Raw genomic sequence first — 25203 nt, forward strand, 5'->3', positions numbered from 1 at the left:
TTACTGTGAACAAATTCAACATCTACAAGCTGTCCCTGGGTTTGGCGGCTTTGTGTGTAATTACAATAATTGTACTATTCTTTACAACTGGTCTTGCTCAGGCAGGACCAGTTATGATTGCTTTTTTTATCCTGCTGGCCATCGGCTTCAGGGGTTTCCCGACACTGAAAGGTTTTGCATATACTGTCATCATCTTCGCTGCGGTAACCACAGCACTTTACTATCCCTCTTATTTTGTTGAATATAACGGTTTCAAATTTGCGGTCCTGATTACGCCACTGATCCAGCTGATTATGTTTGGAATGGGGACTTCAATGAGCGTCCGCGATTTTGTGGGGGTGGTAAAAATGCCTAAAGGGGTTTTTATTGGTGTATTCAGCCATTTTCTGATTATGCCACTGCTTGGATTTACACTGGCCAATATCAGTGGCTTTACTCCGGAGATCGCTGCGGGAATTATCCTCATCGGATGCTCTCCAAATGGAATGGCGTCAAATGTGATTTCGTATCTTGCAAAAGCAAATCTGGCGCTTTCAATTACGATTACCGCTGTTTCTACGCTGCTGGCACCGCTATTGACGCCACTCCTGATGAAACTGCTTGCCGGAGCCTTCATCAAGATAGATGTGAGCCACATGATGCTGGATATTACTAAAATGGTGATTATCCCGATTGCTGCCGGACTGATTGTAAACAAGATCCTGAAAGGCAGGGACAAATGGATGGAAACGATCATGCCATTAATATCCATGTCGGGAATTGCATTTATCATTGTGATCATAACCGCTGCAGGTCATGACAGTCTGCTCGATATTGGTTTTAAACTGATTTTGCTGGTATTGATCCACAACCTTCTGGGCTATACGCTGGGCTACTGGTCGGGCCGTTTATTCAAAATGAAGGAACGTGACTGCCGTACCATGGCCATTGAGGTGGGTATGCAGAACGGAGGACTTGCATCCGGGCTGGCGAAGGAGATGGGTAAAATGGCTACAGTAGGTCTTGCGCCTGCCGTGTTCGGTCCATTGATGAATGTAACGGGTTCGATCCTTGCATCATACTGGCACCGCAAGCCGATTACAGATGAAGAGATTACAGAAGAAGAAATTGTACCGGTAACTTAATCCCGGTACCTTATTAATCTTTAGTGAAATGATTGTCGTTACCGGCGTTCAGTGGGATGTAAATGCGCTCCCACTGGTCGCCGTCAATGATTTCCCAGCTGTGCCCGGCACCGAGGGTATCTTCGGCGATCAGTATAATTCCCGGCTCTACAATAAACGTTGAACCATCAGATACTTTAAACCTGAGTTTGCCTTTAAGCGTAACCACATATTGTTTGCGCGGGGCAGGGTGAGGGACCTTCTCATAGTCATCTACCTTTGTCTGGCCAAAGAAATAGCTGACGTCAATTTTGATCTGTGTTGCTATTATACCTGTTTCAAAGGCACATTCTGTTTCGCTGCTATTGTAAAGCCTGATCGCCTTTAGAGACGAAGTATTGTGTTCTTCCATAATCCGGGAGCAAATTACGGTTTTCCGTTGTCATTATTGTTTTTCCAGAATGCCCTTTAGGGTACTAAGGCTGCTCTCAAGGTCTTTTCCCAGCATATTATCCACAAACAGGTTAGTAAAATTGAGGGGGTAAGGACTCGTTCCCTTCATTTCCCATTTCAACGGGGTCTGAGAAGGTGAAATAAAATAAGTAGTGATAGGCGTGTATGCAATACCCTCAAAGGGTCTGATAAAACGTACCTGCACATCGATTCCTTCTCCTTCATTGATATTTATGATTTCCTGCTCTCCTTTTCCGGCTGCTTTATTTCCATCCCAGGCATATGTGAAGCCAACGGTGCCGTCCGTTCCTGTCAGCGTCTTTTTCATGTTCGGGTCCATCATTACCCATTTGCTGTAATGTTCCTGGTTGTTAAGGAACCTGATATAATCGAATACCGCTTTCCGGGGCCGGTTGATCGTGATTTGTCTTTCTACATGATATTCTTTTTTGATGAACAGCGCAAGGATCAGGGGGATGGCGATGATGACCAGCAGTACAATCAGGATTTTAACAATGATATTCATTTGGTTAGGTTTAGAGAGCTGATTATGCAAATTTACCATTTGGAGTATTTGCCAATAGGGTGTGAATACGTCAACTTATAAGGTGGTATGCGCCATTTTACTTTATCACTTTATGACAATACTTTAATTTAATAACAATGATTTAATATTTTGTTGGCATATACGTCGGGAAGCCTTGCCTTGCAGGGCTCCATCCTTAATCTCAAACAATTCTTTAAGAAGGATGTAGTAGAATCAGATGGAAGGGAGCTGTTCTATACTGCGGTATCTTATCGGATCTACCTTTCTGCCGCAGGCAATACTGATTTTACACCTTTGGTTGCTTACCGGGGGGTGGATAAAACGGCTAATGTCTGGGATGCCGGGGGGCAGTTGTCTTTGGGCGGAAGGCAGTTTTTTCTCAGTGCCCTCTACCATAGTAACGATATTGCCACCTTTGGTATCGGTGTAAATTACCTCAATAAATATATGATTAACGGCTTATACAATGTCAATACCTCTGGATTGAATGAAAACAACAATGGAAGTTTTGAAATAGGATTTGGTATAAAGATTTAGCAGACGGGACCGCGCCTGCAATTGTCGCGTATGCCCCCTAAACTTGACTGGTGCGGGCATCATCCCGCAACTGCGGCCCGCTTACCTTAGCTAAAGATAAATTAACCAAATTCTAAAGATATGACACAAATTAATGTATACCTCACCTTTGATGGTAATTGTGCCGAAGCGATGAACTTCTATAAAGAATGCCTGGGCGGAGAACTCATGCTCAATAAAGTTGAAGGTTCTCCGGCAGAAGGAGAATGCGCTGAAGCAAAACCAGGTGCAATTATGCATGCTGAGCTCAAAAAGGACAATCTACTGCTGATGGCATCGGATATGCTGATGCAAACAGAACTATTAAGGGGCAATGCTACAGCGCTGTCTTTAAATTGCAGCAGTGAGACGGAGATCAGGGGTTATTTTGATAAGCTTTCTGCCGGCGCAAGCGACATCCATCCTTTAAAAGTTGAGTTTTGGGGAGCCTTATTTGGTATGTTTACAGACAAATTCGGTGTACGATGGTTGCTGAATTTCGATCAGAATACTGAACACTAGCTCGAAAATCTTATCTGTTTCTTTGTGGTTAACTATTAATGCCCTGTCTGCTGTATGCGGGCGGGGCATTTTTTTTATCTATGACAACTGCAATTTTTTGTACGTTGCTTTCCTTAAAAGTTCATCTATAGTAGTTTACTGTTTTTTTTATTCCAGGTTCTGCCCCTCTGTCTAAAGAAGCTTTCACCGATTTTCTGAGTTTAAATTCTATGGCGTGTCAATTTTTTGATGTAAAGAAATTATTTTTTAAAATGAATAATAATGAATAAAAATGAACACAATAATTTGAGTTTAAATTTCTTTTATATTAATGTTAATTGAACATTAAGAATTGATACAGAAAAACGTTTTAAAAAGATATAAATGACGCTATTCATTTTGTTCATTGTTTTAGCGCTGTTTTAAGTCGTTTAAACAAGTAAATGTTTATTTACTAGGTAATTGTAAAATTTATGAGACTAAAAAAAATCATTTAAAGATTTAATTATAAATCGATAGCTTTATATCAGTTAATGACAATTAAGATAAAACTATATAGAGTTTAGACATTTATATAGTCAGTTATATAACTATGAATTGATATAATTTAACTTTTTTATGTGATTATTTGAAAGAAACAACTATTAATTATCGATATGAAAGCTGCCACTATAGTCGGGATTACTCCGTTTGAAATGCCTGATGTAAATCTCGCTCTCCAGTTATCTAATGCTAAAGCCTTTCCTGTACTTCATTTGGGTAGAGACCATGCCACTGCTGTCAGTGCACTAACGCAACTCTCTTCAGTCCATTCAGGCGAATTTGGGGTTTGTATGGTTTCGGGTTACTGTCAGGATGTTCCGCTGCCTGCACAGGTCAGTATGATTGTTTTACCATGGGGATTAAAAGTGAATACCCGCGAGAACATGAAATTATTTTATCAGGTACATACCCTCGATGAAGCCATGCAGGCCATGGCTGCCGGAGCGGGGGCAATTGTTGTGAAGGGTAATGAAGGTGCCGGTAAAGTAGGATATGAATCTTCCTTTGTACTCTTCCAGCGCATTATTGTAGCAGTAAAAGATATCGATGTTTATGTACAGGGCGGGGTGGGCATACACACTGCTGCGGCAGTAATGGCATTAGGTGCCAGGGGGGTAGTGCTGGACAGCCAGCTGGCGCTTTTCCCGGAAGCGGGCACACCGTCAGCCGTTAGGCAGGCATGTGAGAAGCTAAGCGGGAACGAAACCCGGCTCTTTGGTGATTTTCGGGTATTGGTACGGCCAAATTCGCCGGCAATCGATAGCCAGGCTACTGAAAAAGATATCGAAAACTACCTTCATGATTTTGACCTGGAGAACAGCTATATGCCATTGGGGCAAGATATTGCCATTGCGACAGACCTTGTAAGCCGTTATAAGAAACTTGACAGGCTTATTCCGGCCATTCATGAATCGGTGCAAGGACATCTGAAACAGGCAAAGGCACTGAACATTATCAGTCCGGGAAATGCCCTGGCGAAAGATCTGAATATCACTTTTCCAATTGCCCAGGGGCCAATGACGCGTGTGAGCGACGTGGCCCCCTTTGCAGATGCTGTGGCGGCTGCGGGCGCATTACCATTCATTGCACTTTCCCTGTTAAAAGGTGGACGCGCGAGAGACCTGATCCACGAAACGAAAACGCTGGCGGGCAATAAGACCTGGGGAGTAGGGATTCTTGGATTTGCACCGCAGGAATTGCGCGAGGAGCAGATGGAATATATAAAAGAAGCCATGCCGCCGGTTGTACTCATTGCAGGCGGTCGCCCTTCACAGGCAAAATCTCTTGAAAAACTGGGGATCAAAACGTTCCTGCATGTTCCTTCGGTATCCCTGCTGGATATGTTTTTAAAAGAGGGTGCCCGCAGGTTCGTATTTGAAGGCCGGGAATGCGGCGGGCATGTTGGCCCCTTATCCGGTATGGTACTATGGGAAAAACAAATCGAACGTTTATTGCTTGAAGACCATCCCGAAGAGATCAGCGTTTTTTTTGCAGGCGGGATCCATGATGCACGCTCTGCTTCATTTATAGCCGTAATGGTTGCCCCGCTTGCCGCCAGGGGGATTAAGGTGGGCGTGCTGATGGGCACCTCGTACCTGTATACGGAAGAAGCGGTATCTACCGGCGCTATCCTGGCCAGGTTCCAGGAACAGGCAATGCAGGCCAGTGATACTGTATTGCTTGAGACGGCCCCCGGTCACGAAACCAGGTGCCTCAAATCGCCTTTTGCCGAATTTTTCAACCTCGAAAAAGAAAAACTCAGCAGGCAGGGGATAGACAAAAAAGAGATCTGGGCGCAACTGGAAACCCTCAATGTAGGACGGCTTCGCATCGCGGCAAAAGGAATAGAACGCAGGGGCGATGAGCTTAAAAACATAGCGGATGAAGAACAACTGCAGCTGGGCATGTATATGATCGGACAGGTCGCTGCGATCTGCAATACAATTATTTCGATACAGGATTTGCACAGAGATGTAGCCGAAGGTAATTACAGTTATATCGAAAACGCGGCATTATTGCCAATCCCAGGCGCGAGGGATAAATCCCTGAATGTTGCCATTATTGGAATGGAATGCATTTTTCCGGGCGCAAAGAATATTGATGAATACTGGCGTAACATCGTGCTGGGAGCAGATTCAATTACCGAAGTGCCTGACGAACGCTGGAACAAATCCTTGTACTACAATCCTGAATCAGCCGATGGCGATATGTCGCATTCCAAATGGGGAGGCTTTATTCCGCTGATCGACTTTGATCCGCTGGAATTTGGCATACCTCCAAAATCACTGGCTGCCATAGAGCCCACGCAGTTACTGACTTTGCTGGTCGCGAAAAGAGCCCTTGAAAAGGCTGGTTATCAGGATGGCGGCTTCAATGCCGAGAACGTATCGGTAATTATCGGTGCAGAAGGTGGAAATGACCTGGCGAACAGCTATAGTTACAGGTGTTATACCAAGCAGGTATTTGGTGAAATGCCCGCAGAACTTGACCAGTCGCTCCCAAGAATGACCGAAGATTCTTTTCCGGGAATCCTGGCAAATGTGATTTCGGGGCGCATTACCAACAGGCTCAACCTGGGCGGGCGTAACTTTACGGTAGATGCCGCCTGTGCATCCTCCCTGGCGGCACTGGACCTGGCATGCCAGGAACTGGTGTCAGGCAAATCGGATATGGTCCTAACCGGCGGTGCAGATCTGCACAATGGCATCAACGACTATCTGATGTTCTCCAGCACACATGCATTGTCGCGCAAAGGAAAATGCGCTACATTTGATGCAGGTGCCGACGGGATCGCCCTTGGCGAAGGTATCGCGATAGTAGTACTGAAAAGACATGAAGATGCCCTGAGGGATGGGGACACCATTTATTCCGTGATCCAGGGGATCGGCGGTTCCAGTGACGGGAAAAGCCTGGGCTTAACTGCTCCCCGCAAGTCCGGACAGGTAAAGGCGCTGGAACGTGCGTATGCGCAAGCAGGAATTTCGCCGTCGGCACTGGGACTGGTTGAAGCCCACGGGACGGGTACTGTGGTAGGTGACAGAACTGAACTCAGCGCATTAACCGATATGCTCAATCAATCGGGCGCCACTGCCGGTCAGACCTACCTCGGCTCTGTGAAAACACAGATTGGGCATACCAAATGCGCTGCAGGTCTGGCCGGACTGATCAAGGCCAGTTTATCGGCATACTATGGGATCAGACCGCCCACCATTAACCTTAAGGTTCCCAACGACTATTACAATCCCTCAACCAGTCCTTTTGCTTTTCATACTGCGGCAGGCCTGTGGATGGACGATGACCGGAAAGCCGGCGTAAGCGCCTTTGGTTTTGGAGGGACAAATTTTCATGCCGTAATTGAAAGCAGCCACGTGGTTTCTGCGGAGCATCCTGTGATCAAATCCTGGCCGGCAGAGCTGTTTGTTTTTAAAGGCAGCACCTATGACGAGGCCAGGATCAGACTGAGCAGGGTGAAGGCACTGCTCGAAGAAAATGACAGTATAGATTTAAAAAATATCGCTTACAGTTTGGCGCTCAGCGGCAACTCAGAGATCCAGCTCACGATTGTGGCCAGCAGTGCCGAAGACCTGAGCATGAAGATTGACCTCGCATTGTCAGGCGTGGAGAGCCATGATACCTTTATTACCAAAAGAAGAGATGGCAAGGTGGCCTTTATGTTTCCCGGTCAGGGCAGCCAGCGCATCAACATGGCCCGTGATCTGTTTGTCATCTTCCCCGCTATGCGCAGGCTGCTGAGCAGATACCCTGATTATGAGAAAGTACTTTTTCCCAACGCTGTATTTGAGGACGCTGCCTTAAAAGCCCAGAAAGAGAAAATTAAAGATACCCGCATGGCACAGCCATTACTGGGCATGGTAGATCTCGCACTGGCTAATTTTTTAAGAGAGCTGGGCATTGAGCCTGATATGGTTGCCGGGCACAGCTACGGCGAACTGCCGGCTTTATGTTTTGCCGGTGCCTTTGCAGAAGATCAGCTGGTACCGCTGAGCGAGCAGAGGGCTGCCGCCATTTTAGGGGCCGTAACGGGCGAAGATCCCGGTGCAATGATCGCAGTGAACTCTCCCAAAGAAGATATCTTCAGACTGATTGAAGGCTGGGAGAATGTGTATGCGGTAAACTACAATTCGCCATCACAGATTGTATTTGCGGGCACTACGGCAGCAATAAAAAAACTTGGCGAACTGCTAAAAACTTCCAGAATATCGTTCAGGCCGCTTGAAGTAGCCTGTGCATTCCACAGCCCGCTGGTAGCAAAGTCCAGCGAGCTTTACCAGGAAGTACTGAAAGGTGTCTCCTTTAATCAGCTGTCGCTGCCGGTCTGGTCAAATACCACGGCAACATTATATCCTGAACAGGCCGATGCAGTGAAGGAAAGATTGTGCAGCCACCTGGTACAACCGGTAAAATTTGCAGATCAGATCATGCAGATGTATGAAGATGGTGCCCGGGTATTCATCGAGGTTGGTCCCGGAAAAGTACTGAGCACGCTAACCAAAGCGTGTTTGGGCAAAGACGAGTTGCTGCTGCATACCGAAGATCAGGGAACCCATAAAATGTCGCACCTGCTCTGTACGATTGCTTCGTACCTGGCCTCGGGCAGAACGATAAAACTCGCCAGGCTCTTTGAGGGCCGCGATTGCGTGCTGCTCGATCTGGACGATACTGCCAAATATAAAAAGAGCCCTGCCATATGGCTCGTGAACGGACAACATGCTTACCCCTCGGTAGGGGCGCTGCCATCATACGGTGCCCCACCTATTGTAGAACCAGTAAAAATGAAAATCAACGAAACGAAAACAGAACAGGTAAGTGTAACTGCCCATGGTACAGAGCTGATGATGCAGGAATATCTGAACAGCATGAAAATGATGATCCAGGCGCAGCGGGATGTGATGCTGCAGTTTCTCGGACAACATGTACCTGCCGCAAGGCCAATGGATTTTCCGCAGCATTTCAGTCAGCCGCTGCAGGCACCCGAACTGGTGCTCAAAGAACCTGCTGCGCAGCATATAGAAATAGCTTTTCAGGCGCCGGTGATCCATCTGGACGTCAACGAGATATTGCTGCAGATCGTCAGCGATAAAACTGGTTACCCTCAGGAAATGCTGGGCATGGAGATGGACCTCGAAGCAGATCTTAGCATCGATTCCATTAAAAGGATGGAAATCATAGGCACCCTGCGCACGGCACTCGGCGGCTTTAACCAGTCGGACACCACCGAAGATGCATTTATGGAACAGCTTTCAGGCATTAAAACTTTAAGCGGGCTGCTGGGCTGGATTAATGAAAATGCAGTTTCGGCAGGCGGACCAGCAGCTGCGGAACAAACAGAGATCACGGTAAAAGTAGATCCCCACAGGTTCAGTGTTGAGGATATCCAGTCGGCTTTACTGCATACCGTAAGTGAAAAAACCGGTTATCCACAGGAAATGCTGGGGATGGACCTGGATATGGAGGCAGACCTGAGCATTGATTCGATCAAGCGGATGGAGATCATTTCAGAAATGAAAGAGAAAGTCGGGTTCCGTATAGCGGATAATGATACCGAAGATCTTATGGAAAAGCTTGCGGCGATTAAAACCTTAAGCGGCCTGGTGAGCCTGATCGCAAAAATTGAAGCAGAAAGTTTTGAACCTGTAACAGCTGCAAAAAAGATCATTGAGGAAAGTACTCCGGCCGCCGAACAGCTGTACAGGCTGCGGTTTGAGCTAAAGCAGTCGGCGCTGGGAGACCAAAACACTGCGGCATTGAAAGACAGCCGGTTTGCCATCACCGGAGAACAGGGAGCCGGTGCCAGGGCTATCAAAAGCCTTTTTGAAGAACATGGTGTTACTGCTGATCTGGTGCCCGCTGCTGAAGACCTGAAAGGTTACCAGGGATTGATTATCCTCAACCTGTTTAATGAAGAACATCAGCGTGGTATGATCGACTATATTGAAATGATCAAAGCCCTTGATTTTGACCAGTTCAAATGGGTGTATTTTGTTTCTGATACACAAAGCACGGTAGATGCAAGCTCAGACCCCGGCCTGCTGAGGCGTTTTCAGGGTTATGCAGGCTTATTCAAAAGCCTCGACAAAGAATATGAAAACACAAAATGCAGGATCATCAGTTTAAAAGAAAAGCTTTCAGCAGCGGATATTGCCGCAATTACGCTGAACGAAATCCTGAACCCTGATCAACCGGCAGAAGTAGTTTACCAGGGAAATGTGAGACATACTATAGAACTGGTCCCATCTGAACTGTCTACCGGCGATGCTCCTGTTGAGCTCGGCAAAGATGCGGTTGTACTCGTTTTGGGCGGCGGACAGGGGATCACCTCTAACCTGGTTATGCACCTGGCAAAGGATTATCCCTGCCGTTATATCCTGGTAGGCCGCTCTTCTGATCCGCGTGCCAATGGCCAGGAACAGTTTTCTTCCCTCAAAACAAAGGACGAAATCAGAGATTACCTGATCAGGCAGGGCGAGCTCAGGAAGCCTGCGGATATAGAGCGTGAAACCAACCGGATAGATAAAGCTAACCAGATTCTTGAAACTATCAGCTCGCTGCAGAAGAGCGGCTCGGCGGTTTCCTATGTTTCGCTGGACCTGCGGGATGAAGAGGAGCTCAGCCGGCTGATTACCGGAATATATGAAGAATATGGCAGACTAGACGGCGTGATCCATGGGGCCGGTTTGCTTGAAGATAAACTGTTCCATGCTAAAAGTGTGGAATCATTTCAAAGGGTGTTCGATACCAAAGTTACTCCCCTCCGGGTATTGGCAGAACAGCTGAGGCCCGAAACGCAGTTCATGATATTTTTTTCCAGTATTGCCTCCGTGTACGGTAACCGGGGCCAGACCGATTATGCAGCTGCAAACAGTGTGATGGACAGGTATGCCTGGGCACTGAAAGAAAAAATCAGCGGAAAAGTGATGGCCATCAACTGGGGGCCATGGAAAGGCGCCGGAATGGTTTCCGCTACGCTGGAGAAGGAATATGAGCGCAGGGGAATTGCCCTGATCCCGCTGCAGGAAGGAATGGAAAAATTTGTTGATGAACTGAAGTATGGTAAAGAAAGCCAGGTACTGATCATGGCAGGTAATCAATGGTAGCTTCATCATCTATGACAAACAAGTTGTCCAAGAAGAAAACAGATGTGGCCATCGTTGGCATGTCATGCGTATTTCCCGGTGCAGGGGATGTAGAAACTTTCTGGCGGAATATCATCAATCAGGTAGACAGTATACAGAATGTTCCTGCTGACAGGATTGATCAGGTACATTTTGACCCGGGCGCTGAGGGGGTAGACCGGTTTTACTGTAACCGGGGCGGTTTTATCCCCGAGATGACGTTCAATGCTGCACAGTTTGGCATTTTGCCGCTGGCAGTGGAAGGCACCGAGCCCGATCACCTGATTACCCTGGGCCTGGTGCATAAAGCACTTGAAGACGCAGGCGTGTTTGAAAAAAACACCCCGCTGAATAAAACAGGGATCATTATCGGCAAGGGAAATTATGCCGGGCCTGGAGCTACGCGTGCCATTGAAATTGTAAGGACTGGTGAACAGATCGTAAACGTATTAAAAGATCTGCTGCCGCAGCTTGCGGCAGCAGATCTGGATAAGGTTAAAAAAGAATTTCAGCTGCGCAAAGGACGTTTTGGCCCAGACACTGCAATGGGGCTTATTCCCAATCTGGTAGCCTCTCTGGTAGCGAACAGGCTAAACCTGGGGGGCGCAGCCTATACGCTTGACGCCGCCTGCGCCAGTTCACTGCTGGCTGTAGACCATGCCGTGCAGGAGCTGAACAGCAACCGCTGCGACATGGTAGTTGCCGGAGGAGTCCATGTGGGCCAGAACGCGGCCTTCTGGAGTATATTTAACCAGCTCGGAGCTTTATCCAGAAAAGGAAAGATTACTCCCTTTGATGAAAATGCAGATGGGCTGCTGATCGGTGAAGGCTGTGGTTTTGTCGTGCTGAAACGTCTGGAAGATGCTGTTGAGGCGGGCGACAGGATCTATGCGGTGATCAAAGGCACTGGCGTAAGCAGTGACGGCAGCGGTACCAGCGTAATGAGCCCTTCGGTAAAAGGACAGCTTACCGCAATGCAGATGGCCTGGGAAAAGGCAGGGACCAGCCGGGCCGATATCGGCTACATCGAAGCACATGGCACCGGAACAAGGCTGGGCGACCAGACGGAGCTTGAAACCCTGGCTCAGTTTTTTGGCAATGATACCGCGCTGCCCAAAGCAGGAATAGGTACAGTAAAATCAAATATCGGGCATGCTATGCCTGCATGTGGCATCGCGGGATTAATCAAAACCGCGCTGGCCTTATACCATAATATCATTCCCCCAACGCTGCATTGCGAAACGCCGGTTGCCCAGATGGGGACCACAAGATTTGAGGCCGTAAGGGAAGCGCGCGACTGGTATTTATCCGGATTGCCACGTCTAGCCGGAGTAAATGCCTTCGGGTTTGGCGGTATCAATGCGCATGCCGTACTGGAAGGATATGACCAAAAGCCGGAGGAGATTAAAACTGATCAGGTTTTACTGCTTGCCCGCCATAGCCTTGAGGCATTGACCGGTGCGCTGGAGCAGGCAGCACAGGGACATCATTTCGATGAACCTGGTGAAGGTGTGTACAGGATTGCTGTCTTTGACCCCACAACGGAGCGGCTCAGAAAAGCCATGAAGATTGCCGCCAAAGATATTCCCTGGCGTAATAAACAGGATATCTGGTTTACCAATGAACCGCTTTTGCAAGGAGAGGGCAAAATTGCATTTGTATTTCCCGGCCTGGATGGCCTGGCTGGAGCAGAAACCGACAGTGTAGCAGCATATTTTAATATCCTTCAGGAAAATATTGTCAGGACAGATGGATTACTAAATGATGCTTTAAAAATCTTTAATCAAAGCGCGATTCTGGACACGGCACTCAAAAAACTGGGCGTACTGCCTGATATGCTGGCGGGGCATAGTCTTGGCGAATGGCTGGCATCACGCTCGTCTGGACTGGTAGAGGAGTCTTCCATGCTTAAGTTGTTCAACAGCCTTAACCCGGATTCCTATGAGTTAAAAGACTCCAGGTTTATCGCCGTAGGTGCCGGGATCAGTCAGCTGCAGCCCTTTATGCTGCAGATTGCCGATTTGTATCTCAGCAATGATAATTGTCCGCAGCAAATCATCCTGTGCGGGAGCAATGCTGCAATTGAAGAGCTGCTTCCAATTCTGAAACGCCAGCAGATCTTCCATCAGATACTACCGTTTCAGTCGGGCTTTCATTCCCCCTTTATTGCCGGCCGGCTGGATGAAATCCTTGGCGGGATGAGCAGGTTAACGTTTAACAGGGCTGAGTTTCCCTTATGGTCTGCCACTACCCTCGAACGTTATCCTGAGGATATCGAAGCGATTTTGAAGCTCAACATAGAGCACCTGATTAAACCTGTGCGGTTCAGGGAGCTTACTGAAAGGCTATATGATGAGGGCGCAAGGGTGTTTATTCAGGTAGGCTCCGGCGGATTGACAGGTTTTGTAGACGATACGCTGCGCGGCAGAAAAATCAGTACTGTTTCTTCTGCCAGTCCGCTGCGCCCGGGCATAGCCCAGTTACAGCGTGTACTGGCCGCATTGTTCACAGAAGGCAAAACTGTAAATATGAAAATCATGGGATATGAGAAACATGTTCCCTTATCCACAAAGGGCATGAAGCTGCAGCTTGGACTGCCCCTAATTGATGATTTTCCTGCGCTCAGGAAACTGGCCTCATCCCCTGTACTGGCTTCAGTGCCTGCAGGACATTCCCTTATGCAGGCATTTAACCAGAATATTGCAGAAATGGCAGAAATCCAGTCAGAACTGATCCAGGCATTTCAGAACAGAGGGGCCAGTCCGGTAACCTCAGCGCCAGAATCACCTGGCCCGTCAAGGCGCCCTTTTACAAAAAAATTAGATATATCACTGGCCAACAGCCCCTACCTGTTAGACCATTGCCTGATGAGGCAGCCTGCAGGATGGACCTGTGTAGAGGACATGGACCCCGTTATTCCCATGACAATGATCTTTGAGCTCTTTGCTGAAGCGGCAGCCGAACAGGCACCGGCTGAGCGGGTCCGGAAAATCATGAACATGAAAGTTTTTCAATGGATGAATGTTGCCAGCCCCTTCACAGAGACCATCATGGGAGAATGGAAAAATCAGGACACCGTACATCTTAACCTCGAACGCTTTGCCGAGGCAGACGTGCGCCTCGGAGGCACAGCGGCAAATCCGCCGGTCATGCTTTTCAGTACCGGTAAGTTGCTCAATATCCTGCGCAGCCCGCAGCAGGTTTATGAAGAACATATGTTCCACGGCCCTGCCTATCAGGGGATAAAAAAACTGATTGCCGTAGGAGATAAAGGAATCACGGGAGTTATCGAAGGCGGTAAAGGCAAAGGCTCCCTGCTGGACAATGCAGGTCAGCTTTTTGGCCTCTGGCTGCAGCTCAGCCTTCCGCATGACCGCATTGCTTTTCCGGTTAAAATACAGGAGATCGCTTTTTTTGCCGACATGGCTGATCAGCAGGGCGACTTTGAATGCACATGCCAGCTGACAGAACTGAACGATGAATATGCCACGGCCAACTTCCTCATCAGGCGCAATCAGGAAGTTTGGGCAGTCATCACCGGCTGGCAGAACAGAAGGATGGGTATTGATGAACCTTTATGGCGGGTATCTATGTCGCCTTTAAACAACTATCTGTCAGAAGAAATCGCGCCCGGTATCATGATGTTCCATCATGCTTACAGCAGGGTAGTTTCCTGGAATTTTGTGCTCAGGCGGTATTTCGGACAAACAGAGAAAGCCTACTATGAATCTCTGGCGCCAAATAAAAAAAAGGAGTGGATGATCAGCAGGATTGCTGTAAAAGATGCCGTCAGGCGGCTCCTTACCAAAACTAAAAAAGAAGCTTGGTACCCCATTGCATTTGAAGTGCGGTCTGATGAACAGCACCGGCCATATCTGCATGGAGAGATGACAAAAGGAATCCACATTTCAATTGCCCACAAAGGCACAGATGCTGTAGCCATTGCACAGTACGACCGCCCCGCAGGCATTGATATCGAACGTATCGAAGAGCGGAGCGAAGGGTTCTATGAGCTTGTGTTCTCAGAGAGCGAACGCGACCTGCTGAAAGACCACAACCTGGATGAATGGGCCACCCGTTTCTGGGTAGCCAAAGAAGCCTATGGCAAATACCTTGGGAAAGGGCTGCAGGGCAATCCCAAAGCCTACGTTATCAGCCTGATCAGGGGCGAAGAGCTCCTGATCAATGACATTTTCATACAAACAATTAAACATAATAATTATATCATCGGATGGACACAATCGTAACCGCAGGAAAACTAAACAGTAATGAGATCTTCAATCTTCTGAAACAGTTTATTACTGAAGTAATAGGCGAAGAATTTGTTGAAGAAATGGACATTTCAATGGACAGCTCTTTTAATAAAGACCTTGAAATGGACAGCATCGAGATCGTCGCTTTTTCAGAGAAAATAAAGGCACATTTTGGAGATAAAATAGATTTTACCGGCTGGCTATCCAATATGGATATCGATGAGCTGATCGGATTAAAGCTGGGGATGATCGTAAACTTTATTGAGGAATGCCAATAATCAAAGTAAATAACAGGGATGTCCATATTCAGGAACTAAATACGGCAGCACCCGAAACGATTTTGCTTGTGCATGGAATGTGCAGCAACCTGTCTATCTACTATTTCAGGATTGCCCCGATTTTAGCCAGGCATTTTCATGTAGTGATGTATGATTTAAAAAGTCATGGCATGAGCGAGAAAATCAGCAGTGGTTACGACCTGAACAGCCTTACAGATGATCTGGTCCATTTGATGGAATATCTTCATATTGCTTCGGCATATCTGGCCGGATATAGTTTTGGAGGCCTGATCTGCCTTAAAATGGCTACCCGTTTTCCGCAGCGCATTAAAAAGCTGGTGCTGATCGAAGCTCCCAATCCCAATGACGACAAAATCAGGCTGGTAATGGATGCCTACAGCAGGGAATCCCTGGAGCATTATCTGAACGGCCCAAATCAAAGGAAATTCGGGAACCGACAGATGGATCGTAAACACCGTTTGTACGAGCATTTATTTCATGAAACCACGATCAAAAGGGATTTCATGCAGGAAAGTGATTTCTTTATTGATACTGAAATTGCACAGATCAAACAAGAGACCCTTCTGCTCTACGGATCCTATTCGCCCTGCCTGGAGGCCGGGGAAAACCTGAAAGAAAAAATCAGCAGTGCCGCACTCTTTGCACTGAATGGCGACCATGATATCCCTTTGCAGGAACCGGAAAGAATAGGGAATATGATGGAGATGTTTTTTAAAAATCAAATGGCGCAAACTTACTCATAACAGTATGGCAAGATTTGTATATATAGTACCACCGCTCACAGGCCATGTTAACCCCACGCTTGCCGTAGGTGCTGCCCTGCTCGAAGCGGGACATGAGGTAGCCTGGATGAGTTTAGACGAATCTCTGGAGGCCAGGCTTCCGGCAGATGGGAAACTCCTGCTGATCACGTATACAGATGATGATCATAGCGAACGCGAAAGCGGACAATACCTGAATGTAATCACAAAAAAAGTTGTTTATGGGGTAGACAGTATCAAGTTCTTATACGAAGAAGTACTCATCCCCCTCAACAGGCATTGTTACAAGGGAATCTCACGTTTATTAGAAGCGTATCAGCCCGATCTGGTGATCACTGACCATGAGCTCTTTGCCGGAGCAATCGCTGCGCTGAAACATGGTGTTCCCTATGTTACCTCTGTCACGGCACCGGCAGCCATTCAGATTATGGACGAATTGCCAAAAGTTTATGAATGGGAGCAAAACCAGATTGTTGCACTGCAGCAGGAACTGGGACTGAGAGCCGAACGGTCAGTGGCTTCTTCTGATTTACTTAATCTGGTATTTACATCAAAGGAGTTTTTTGGTGAAGTGCATCTGCCGGATCAGTACAGGTTTGTAGGACCGGTCATTTATAAAAGGCAGGCAAAAACGACATTCGACTGGGCAAGGATTGCAGAGGCCTCCGAAGGCGCCAGGATACTGGTCAGCATCGGGACAACCTTTAACCACGAGCACAAAAAAAGCTTTTTTGACAAGGTCATATCCGCTTTTGGCGGCGGGCCTTATACCGTGGTGGTGATATGCGATCCTTTACTGTTTGAGGAATGGCCGGATAATTTTATAGTGCAGTTAAACATACCGCAGCTTGAAGTGCTGCCTTACCTGGATGCCGTAGTGTGCCATGGCGGGCACAATACGGTCTGTGAGAGTTTGTCAAACGGTATCCCTCTGGTAGTAATTCCCATCGCTTATGATCAGTCGCACGTTGCCGGCAGGGTCGTAAAAACAGGCGCTGGCTTAAGGCTCAATTTCAATCGTTTCAAGGCACAGCACCTGCAGGCAGCATTACATGAAGTGCTGCATGATCCCGCGTTTAAAACTGCTGCAATCTCCCTCAGAGATTCTTTTATAGCAGCAGGGGGAACAGCCGCTGCCGCCGGCCTGCTGGTAAATTTAACTAAAAACAAATCCACTAATTATGTCTAAATTTTTATTCGTTGTGCCCCCTTTCTTCGGGCATATGAGCCCCACGCTTAGTGTAGGCGCCAGTTTAATATCAAGGGGACATGAGGTGAAATGGCTGGGGATCATTCCTGTTGCCGGCCATCATATCCCCGAAGGAGGCGAATATATCTATCCTGAAGAAGATCTGCTGCCCTATCAGGAAGAACTTCAGCATATGCTGAGGCGCCAGGACGACGGGCCAAACTGTTCGGCCCCGGAGGTACTGAAACTCGCCTTTGAAGAAACATATGTTCCCATGGCCAGGATCATGAGGAACGGGCTCATGAGGGCAATAGAAGAATGGGGGCCTGATCTGATCGTTAACGACTGTATCACGTTTGCAGGTGCGCTTTGTGCCCATATCAAAGGTGTACCATGCGTAACCACAACTCCCGTTCCTCCGGAAGTGATTTTGAACAACGGCGGCAGCCTCCCTAAAATTACTGAATGGCAGCACAACCTTGTGCGGGGACTACAGGAAGGGTTTGGATTGGACAGCGATCATCTCCTGGTACATTCCAGAATGATGAATATTGTTTTTACCTCACAGGAATTTGCCGGTGTGAAAGACCCTTCGCCCCACATGAAATTTGTTGGCCCTGTGAAGGGGAGGCCCAATAACGCTGAGTTTGACTGGGGCAGGCTGGAAAAGGCTGCAAGGCCGGTGGTTTTTGTTTCACTGGGAACTTTACTGGTAGATATCAGAAAGGATTTCTTTGGCAAACTGATCGAAGCTTTTGCAGGCGCTCCGGTAACCATCGTAGCGGCTACAGATCCTGCGATTTTTGAACACTGGCCGGAGAATTTCATCGCGAGCAGTTTTGTGCCGCAAGCCGCACTCATGCCAAAAATGGATGCTGTTATCTGTCACGGAGGGTTCAATACAGTGAATGACACCTTTATGAATGGCCTCCCGATGCTGATCATTCCAATCACCTATGATCATTTTCATACCGCAAAGCTGATTGAAAAAGCAGGCTGCGGGATCAGCATCCGCTATAAAAGGCTGCGCAGCGGCGAGATGCGCAAGGCAGTTTTTGAACTGCTTGGAAACAGTAACTACAGAAAAGCGGCGGAAAGGATCAGGGAAACATTCATTGATGCCGGCGGAAACGAAAAGGCTGTAGAATTACTGGAAGAATGCAGTAATACGCCGCATAATATTCATACTAATCTTCATAACTCATGAGAAAAAGGCTCTTTTTTATGGAGAGGTTACTCTATGGAAATGGCACAGATGCCTTCAATGCAGTTGTGCCTGTAAAGATTAAAGGTGTATTTTCTGAAGAGAAATTATCCTTCGGCTTAGCAAGATTACAAGAGAAACATCCATTGCTGAAGGCATTCGTTGAGAATGACGAATTTGGGCGGCCATGTTTCATTGCGGATGAAAATGAGGCTAACCCAATCCCGGTTCGTATCGTTCCAAGAATTACTCAATCTGATTGGGAGGGGGAAGTTCACGATGAATGGGGACTTGTTTTTGATGTACATCAAGGGCCGCTGATGCGAGTAGTATGGATCAGGGGAGAGGAATGCTCAGAGCTTATACTGGTCATGCATCATTGTATCTGTGATGGCCGTTCTGCCATGTCCATTTTGCAGGATCTGCTCATGTTGCTCGAGAACAGGAATGTGAGTATAGGTAAGGAAATTCCCATTCTAAGCCTGAAGGATATCGTTCCGCAAGAGATACTTGGTGATAGAATGAAACAACTTAAAGCCAGATTACACGGAAGATTTATTGGTTTGCTCGTTCGGCTGATACCAGCAAGGAGAACATTTACAGATCGAAAACAAGATTACATGATCAACTGGAAACTCGATGTAGAGTCAAGTGATCGTTTAATCAAACTCTCTAAATCAACAGGTACTACAATTAATACCCTCTTGGGTAAAACTATTTTGACCGCTTTTAGGGAAACCTTGTCAGAAAGTTTCCTGAATAAGATCATTTGTCCTGTAGATATCAGAAAATACATACCAAAAATAGCAGAAAATAACATTTTTTCCTTTGCAACGATGGTTGCCCTGTCCGCGAATGAGAAGCTCGGCTTTATCCCTGATGCAGAAAGAATGCAAAAAGACGTAGAAAAAAAGATGGCTGCACTGAATCCATATAAAACAATTATGCAAATGGAGGAATCACATCCCTATTTTGAAAAATTGATAGGTTTTATGAAAGGTGGGAAATCTTCCAATGATTGTATATTTTCAAATCTGGGTAAGATTAATATCAGGCATCAATACGAAACATTCGAGTTAGAAACAATTCACAGCCCTTCAACTATTGGCCCTTTAGGGAAAACCGTCAATATAATTACTTCAAGTTTTCGGGGCAGAATGGACTTTACTTTTGTAGGAAGTGAAGGTTATCTTGCCTATAAGGATGCTCTGGCGGTGAAGGAGAAAATTGAGGAAATTATCAGAGAACTATAATAAGTAAACTACTAAAAATGATGTTGTCAATGAGGAGAAAACTATTTTTTTTGGAAAGAATGATCTATGGAAACGGTAATACCGCATTTAACGCCGTTGTACCGGTCAAGATCAGAGGTACATTCCCGCCTGAAAACCTGATTTATGCCTTAGGCAGGATACAGGATAAACATCCATTTTTAAAGGCATTTGTTGCGGTTGATCAAAAAAGGGCACCCTGGTTTATCGTTAGTGAAAATGAATTGCCTATACCTGTGAGGATGGTGCCCCGGGTTACAGATCAAGACTGGGCAACAGAAGTGACGCGGGAGTGGGAAACTGTCTTCAATATGGAAAAAGGGCCCTTGATGAGAGTGGTTTGGATCAGGGGCGAAGAATGCTCAGAACTAATTCTGGTGATGCACCATTGCGTTTGTGACGGGCGCTCGGCCATGTCTATTCTGGAAGATCTTCTGCTATTGCTGGATAATAGGGACGCGGCTATTGGACAGGAGGTCCCGATCTTAAGCATCAGCGATATTGTTCCGCCTGAAGTGCTCAGGGATACCCGCAAAGTCCTTAAAGCTAAGCTCGACGGCACAGTAACTTCAATGCTGCTCTGGCTCATGCCATTAAAAAAGACACCGGTAGAACGTAAGCGTGATTACATGATCAACTGGAAACTGGATCAAAAACTGTCTGACCACCTGCTTAAAATATCTAAAGTCAGCGGTGCAACCATCAATACGCTTTTATGTAAAACAGTGCTCAGTGCTTTTAAAAAGATCAGGCAAAATGAGTTTCACAATAAAATCGGTTGTCCCGTGGATATCAGGAAATACATGCCTCAGATCAAAGAGGAAAATCTTTTTGCTTTTGTGACCAGAGTGATGCTATCCGCCAATGATCAGCTCGACTTTATCAGTGACGCCAAAAGGATGCAGGAGGATGTAGCCCAAAAAACAGCGGTCCTCGACCCCTATAAAATGATCATGAAGATGGAAGAATCTCATGCTGCATTGGGAAACTTCATTAATTTTCTGAGATACAGTAAACCAGACAAGGACTGCCTTTTTTCAAATTTAGGAAGAATCAATATCAGGCACCAGTACAGGGATTTTGAGGTCGAAACTATTTACAGTCCTTCCGCAATCGGGCCTTTTGGCCAGACCACTGGTTTTGTTGCCTCCACTTTTCGCGGACAGATGGACTTTACCTTTATCGGAAGTGAAGGATTTCTTCCCTACGAAGAAGCCCTGGCGATCAAGGATCAGATTGAAGAAATTATCGGGGCAATTGAAATTGCCTGATCAGTACTACATAATCAACGCTAAAATTGATGAAAAGAAAAATGATACTGGGGGAACGGATCATGTATATCAATGCTTCTACTCCGCTGAACTGTGTATTTACCGTTAAAATCCGCGGAACGGTTTTGTCAGAAAGGCTACATAGTGCCCTGGCAAAGATCCAGCAAAAACATCCTTTGCTGCATTCTGCAATTAAAGGTTCCGGAAAACGGATCCCTCATTTTGTTTCCAGCCCTGATATTGGCGGTATTCCTGTGCGGGTAGTCGAAAGAAAAGGAGATAATCACTGGAAGGAAGAATCAAAGGCAGAGTGGGGAAAATTATTCTGCGAAATAAATATGCCGCTCGCAAGGATCGTGTGGTTACAGGGGCCAGAAGTTTCGGAGCTGATGCTGGTCTGCCCGCATTGTATCTGCGACGGGAAAAGTATAGTGACTTTAATGGAAGAACTCTTGTTGCTGCTGGATCATCCTGAAAAAGAACTGGTAGCTTACACTTCTTTTAATTCTATACAGGACCTGCTGTCTGAAGCCTATTCTATTGGTAAACTGATCAAAATAAGATTACGGTCCGTGCTGGCCACATGGTTTTTATTTAACAAATCCCAGGCCCTGAAAGCTGTTGAAGGAAACGCTTATATGCTGCACTGGAAATTAAATGCAGAAACTACCGCGGCTATTGCTTTGGCCTGTAAACGAACAGGAACAACAGTACATGCCGTTTTATGTGTGGCTTTTCTTGAAGCCTTCCGTCTGGTAAAAGGAGACCAGGCACGGGGCGTTGCCGTTACACCGGTAGATGTCAGGAGATTTGTTCCGGAAATTAAGGAGGACATGATGTTTGCGGTAGCACCAACGGTAAGGGTAACTGCCGAGGCCGGGAACCTGGGTTTCTGGATAAAGGTAAAGCAGTTGAAGAACCAGTTACAGACCCAAATAGAGGCGCTTAAAGGCCGTGAATCATTGTTGGCGGGCGAATATTTTTCGGCAGAGGGGATAATAAAGTATCTGAAAACTGCTGAGCACACACACGATGTTACGCTTTCAAATATGGGCAGGCTCAACATCGCCGAACACTATGATTCATTTGAAGTGGAAACTTTCTACAGTCCCACGGTAGCCTTTCCCTGGAAAAATCCCACTACTGCTGTTGTGCACACCTTTCGCGGCAGAATGGATTTTACATTCTGTTCCAATGATGCTTTCCTGGAACAGGTAGAAGCCCTGGCAATTCAGGAGAATATGGTCGGTTTGTTACTGAAAGAAGCAGAGACAGCATATGCAGCAATATGATGCAGATATCTTGTTGAAAGTTTGTTATTCCTGTCAACATTGATTAAAATTGATATTCATAAAATGACCTGATATTATTGATATGGGACAATCGAAAACTACTTTGCTTTTGATCGCATTATGTATTGGATGTACTGTTGAGGCCAAAGTTAAATTGCCTGCCGTGTTTAGTGACAATATGGTGCTTCAGCAAAAAACAGGTGCCGCAATATGGGGAAAGGCAGAGGCGGGCAAAACCATAGATGTGGCTACTACCTGGAGCTCAAAAAAATATACCGTGCAGGCAAGCCAAAAAGGCGACTGGAAGATTATACTCACAACCCCTGCCTACGGAGGGCCATATAAAATCACAATTTCTGACGGCGAAGAGCTCACTTTAAGCAATGTGCTGATCGGCGAGGTATGGCTGTGCTCCGGCCAGTCAAATATGGAAATGCCGCTGGCCGGATGGGGCAAGATCAAAGATTTCCAAAAGGAGATTGCAGATGCCAGATATCCTGCCATCAGGTTATTGCAGGTAGAGCATGTAACTGCTAACCAACCGCAGGCAGACACAAAAGTTACCGCCGGTGGCTGGCAGGAGTGTAATCCCCAGAGCGTATCGGGTTTTTCGTCTACGGCCTATTTTTTTGCCAGAGAGCTGTATAGAAAAAAAGGAATACCTGTAGGGCTGATCCATACATCATGGGGCGGTACCATAGCTGAAGCATGGACAAGCGGCAGCACGCTTAAAGCAATGCCATATTTTGCTGCCGCCGTAAACAAAATAGAACGTACGGATCAGGATAAGATGGTCTTTAACTATGCACGCGACCTGGAAAACTGGCAGAAAACAGTGCTGGCCAGAGATGCAGGTTTTGAGTCCGGCAAGCCTGTGTGGACTGCAACGGGATATAACGATTCATCATGGAAAACAATTACACTGCCTGCTTTCTGGGAAGATGCTGCGCTTCCGGGCTTTGACGGCGTTGTCTGGTTCCGTAAAAAAGTTTCTGTTCCACCTTCCTGGGCAGGAAAAGAGCTAAAGGTAAACCTGGGTACGATCGATGACGATGATATCACATTTTTTGACGGTGTTAGAATTGGTGAAACCAAGGGCTACGGAGAAAACCGTTCCTATACTATTCCTGCTGCTGAGGTAAAAGCCGGGGATTTTGTGCTTACCGTAAGGGTCTTTGATCTGACGGGCGGGGGCGGTATCTATGGAGAGAAGAACGTGCTGTCCCTCAGTTCTGCCGGCGGTGAAAGTATTTCCCTGGATGGCGACTGGAAATATAAAGCAGGACTGAATTTCAAGGATGTGCCGCCGGCACCGGCATCCAGCCAGGAACCCAACAGGCCTACCGTTTTATATAATGCTATGATACATCCTTTTATCCAGTTCGCAATTAAAGGCGTGATCTGGTATCAGGGCGAAAGTAATGCCGACAGGGCACACCAGTACCGGGCACTTTTTCCGGCGATGATCACAGACTGGCGGAAGAAATGGAACATCGGCGATTTTCCGTTCTATTTTGTTCAGCTGGCAAATTTTATGAACACTGCTGAACTTCCGGCAGCATCCAACTGGGCAGAGCTCAGGGACGCACAGTTGAAAACGCTTTCTTTAGCAAATACCGGCATGGCGGTTACTATTGATATAGGGGAAGCCAAAGATATCCATCCAAAAAATAAACAGGAAGTTGGCCGCCGTCTTGGATTAATTGCCCTGGCAAAAAACTACGCAGAAAAAATACCTTACTCAGGTCCCTTGGCTGTTTCACAACAGATCAGCGGCAATGTGGTCACCCTGAATTTTAAGAATACTGACGGGGGGCTGAAAACAAAAGACGGCGCAGCATCAACTGGCTTTGCGGTTGCAGGAGCCGATCAGAAATTCTACTGGGCAGAGGCAACAGTTAAAGGTACCCAGGTAATGCTGAGCAGTGCAGATGTGCCTGTTCCCGTCGCAGTACGATATGGCTGGGCAGACAACCCTGTTTGTAATTTGTTTAACGGTGCAGGTTTGCCGGCTTCACCGTTTCGTACCGATAGCTGGCCGGATGTAACAGCAGCAAAAACTGCTGCGGTTAAATGAAGATTTTGCTGAGGTGTTCTTGATACCGTTTCAAGTCATTTACAACATCAGCATTTTTTTCTACATCATGGAAATGGATCCCTTCCAGGGGCTTCATTCCCGTGAAAGCATTCATTCTGTGAAAACCAAACATAGGCCCTTCATCCACACTTGTCTCATTGAAAAATTCTCCGGGTAGCGTAAATGCTTCTTTCGGTGCATTCCAGGAGGTCGTAAGCATGTAATGCTTGCCATGCATAGAACCGCCCGTGCCATAATTAATAGCCGGATTGGCGGATGAGCGGCCGTCACTGTGATAAATTCCATTGTCGTGACCCTCAGTAAATACCACATCAATGTATTTTTTCATCCCGTGAGGCAGCTGAAACCACCATACCGGCGTATGGTAAATGATTACATCCGCCCAGTTATAATTCTCCACTTCCTGTTTGGCGTTGTAGCCTGCATTGATATCTGTAGACCTTACCTCGTAGCCCGGATGTTTTGTGAAGTAACTGACAGTAGCATCTGTGACCGATTTGTTAAAGCGGCCACCTGAATGTCCAAACACCTGACCGCCGTTGATTACAAAAATTTTGTTCATTGTCTTTGATTTATAAGACAAATCTAGGGCAGAAACTTCCATTAGTAAAATAACATGAGTAATGGCTTGCTATCATTATTATGATGGTTTTTTTATACAACAAATGAGATCCCAATGTCACAATCCGGTTAGCAGGGAAACAATTCGGCGGTTAAACATGTAGTTGAT

Annotated in this window: 16 protein-coding genes; 13 read left to right on the plus strand and 3 right to left on the minus strand. The window is 46.6% G+C overall.

The genetic code is table 11. The annotated features are described in order from the left end of the window. The first annotated feature begins 5 nt into the window (after nt 1-5). Nucleotides 6-1124: a bile acid:sodium symporter family protein gene (locus tag FN831_RS14425; protein WP_142528896.1), complete on the plus strand. Its 1119-nt coding sequence runs from the start codon at nt 6-8 to the stop codon at nt 1122-1124. 13 nt (nt 1125-1137) lie between these two features. Here the strand turns inward: FN831_RS14425 and FN831_RS14430 are convergent, their stop codons facing one another. Beyond that, complete coding sequence (locus tag FN831_RS14430; RefSeq protein ID WP_142528897.1) at nt 1138-1515, minus strand: cupin domain-containing protein; 378 nt, start codon at nt 1513-1515, stop codon at nt 1138-1140. A 33-nt stretch (nt 1516-1548) separates the two neighbouring features. Continuing rightward, a complete protein-coding gene (locus FN831_RS14435; protein ID WP_142528898.1) occupies nt 1549-2082 on the minus strand; it encodes an SRPBCC family protein in 534 nt (177 codons plus the stop codon). Between the two features lie 153 nt (nt 2083-2235). Here FN831_RS14435 and FN831_RS14440 point away from each other — a divergent pair, with 153 nt between their 5' ends. From FN831_RS14440 to FN831_RS14495, 12 genes are all read left to right on the plus strand, one after another. Next, nucleotides 2236-2640, plus strand: a complete 405-nt coding sequence (locus FN831_RS14440) for a type IX secretion system membrane protein PorP/SprF (protein WP_185960486.1) — start codon at nt 2236-2238, stop codon at nt 2638-2640. Between the two features lie 120 nt (nt 2641-2760). After that, entirely contained in the window at nt 2761-3180 is a 420-nt protein-coding gene (locus tag FN831_RS14445) for a VOC family protein (RefSeq protein ID WP_142528900.1), read from the plus strand. A gap of 635 nt (nt 3181-3815) precedes the next feature. Then, on the plus strand, nt 3816-10817 hold the full coding sequence (locus tag FN831_RS14450; RefSeq protein WP_142528901.1) for a type I polyketide synthase: 7002 nt from the start codon (nt 3816-3818) through the stop codon (nt 10815-10817). 23 nt (nt 10818-10840) lie between these two features. Continuing rightward, complete coding sequence (locus tag FN831_RS14455; protein WP_246101525.1) at nt 10841-15082, plus strand: type I polyketide synthase; 4242 nt, start codon at nt 10841-10843, stop codon at nt 15080-15082. Then, nucleotides 15067-15366 carry an acyl carrier protein gene (locus tag FN831_RS14460; RefSeq protein ID WP_142528903.1) on the plus strand — a complete coding sequence of 100 codons (300 nt, stop codon included), beginning with the start codon at nt 15067-15069 and terminating at the stop codon, nt 15364-15366. Before FN831_RS14455 ends, FN831_RS14460 begins: the two co-directional genes overlap by 16 nt. Then, nucleotides 15357-16130: an alpha/beta fold hydrolase gene (locus FN831_RS14465; protein ID WP_142528904.1), complete on the plus strand. Its 774-nt coding sequence runs from the start codon at nt 15357-15359 to the stop codon at nt 16128-16130. The genes FN831_RS14460 and FN831_RS14465 overlap by 10 nt, the downstream gene beginning before the upstream one ends. A 4-nt stretch (nt 16131-16134) precedes the next feature. Further along, a complete protein-coding gene (locus tag FN831_RS14470) occupies nt 16135-17337 on the plus strand; it encodes a glycosyltransferase (RefSeq protein ID WP_142528905.1) in 1203 nt (400 codons plus the stop codon). After that, nucleotides 17330-18544, plus strand: a complete 1215-nt coding sequence (locus FN831_RS14475) for a glycosyltransferase (RefSeq protein ID WP_142528906.1) — start codon at nt 17330-17332, stop codon at nt 18542-18544. The genes FN831_RS14470 and FN831_RS14475 overlap by 8 nt, the downstream gene beginning before the upstream one ends. Then, the gene (locus FN831_RS14480; protein ID WP_142528907.1) at nt 18541-19794 is read left to right on the plus strand and encodes a condensation domain-containing protein; all 1254 of its coding nucleotides are present in this window, start codon (nt 18541-18543) and stop codon (nt 19792-19794) included. The genes FN831_RS14475 and FN831_RS14480 overlap by 4 nt, the downstream gene beginning before the upstream one ends. A gap of 29 nt (nt 19795-19823) precedes the next feature. Continuing rightward, entirely contained in the window at nt 19824-21083 is a 1260-nt protein-coding gene (locus tag FN831_RS14485; protein WP_185960487.1) for a condensation domain-containing protein, read from the plus strand. A gap of 29 nt (nt 21084-21112) precedes the next feature. Next, entirely contained in the window at nt 21113-22375 is a 1263-nt protein-coding gene (locus FN831_RS14490; protein WP_142528909.1) for a phthiocerol/phthiodiolone dimycocerosyl transferase family protein, read from the plus strand. A gap of 82 nt (nt 22376-22457) precedes the next feature. After that, nucleotides 22458-24452 (plus strand): sialate O-acetylesterase, encoded by a 1995-nt coding sequence (locus FN831_RS14495; RefSeq protein WP_142528910.1) that lies wholly within the window; start codon nt 22458-22460, stop codon nt 24450-24452. On the opposite strand, the gene FN831_RS14500 is transcribed toward FN831_RS14495, so the two are convergent. Beyond that, nucleotides 24445-25035 carry an NAD(P)H-dependent oxidoreductase gene (locus FN831_RS14500; RefSeq protein WP_142528911.1) on the minus strand — a complete coding sequence of 197 codons (591 nt, stop codon included), beginning with the start codon at nt 25033-25035 and terminating at the stop codon, nt 24445-24447. The two genes, FN831_RS14495 and FN831_RS14500, sit on opposite strands and share 8 nt — an antisense overlap. Between the last annotated feature and the right edge of the window lie 168 nt (nt 25036-25203).

Source organism: Pedobacter westerhofensis (assembly GCF_900182595.1).
GTDB classification, from domain to species: Bacteria; Bacteroidota; Bacteroidia; order Sphingobacteriales; family Sphingobacteriaceae; genus Pedobacter; species Pedobacter westerhofensis.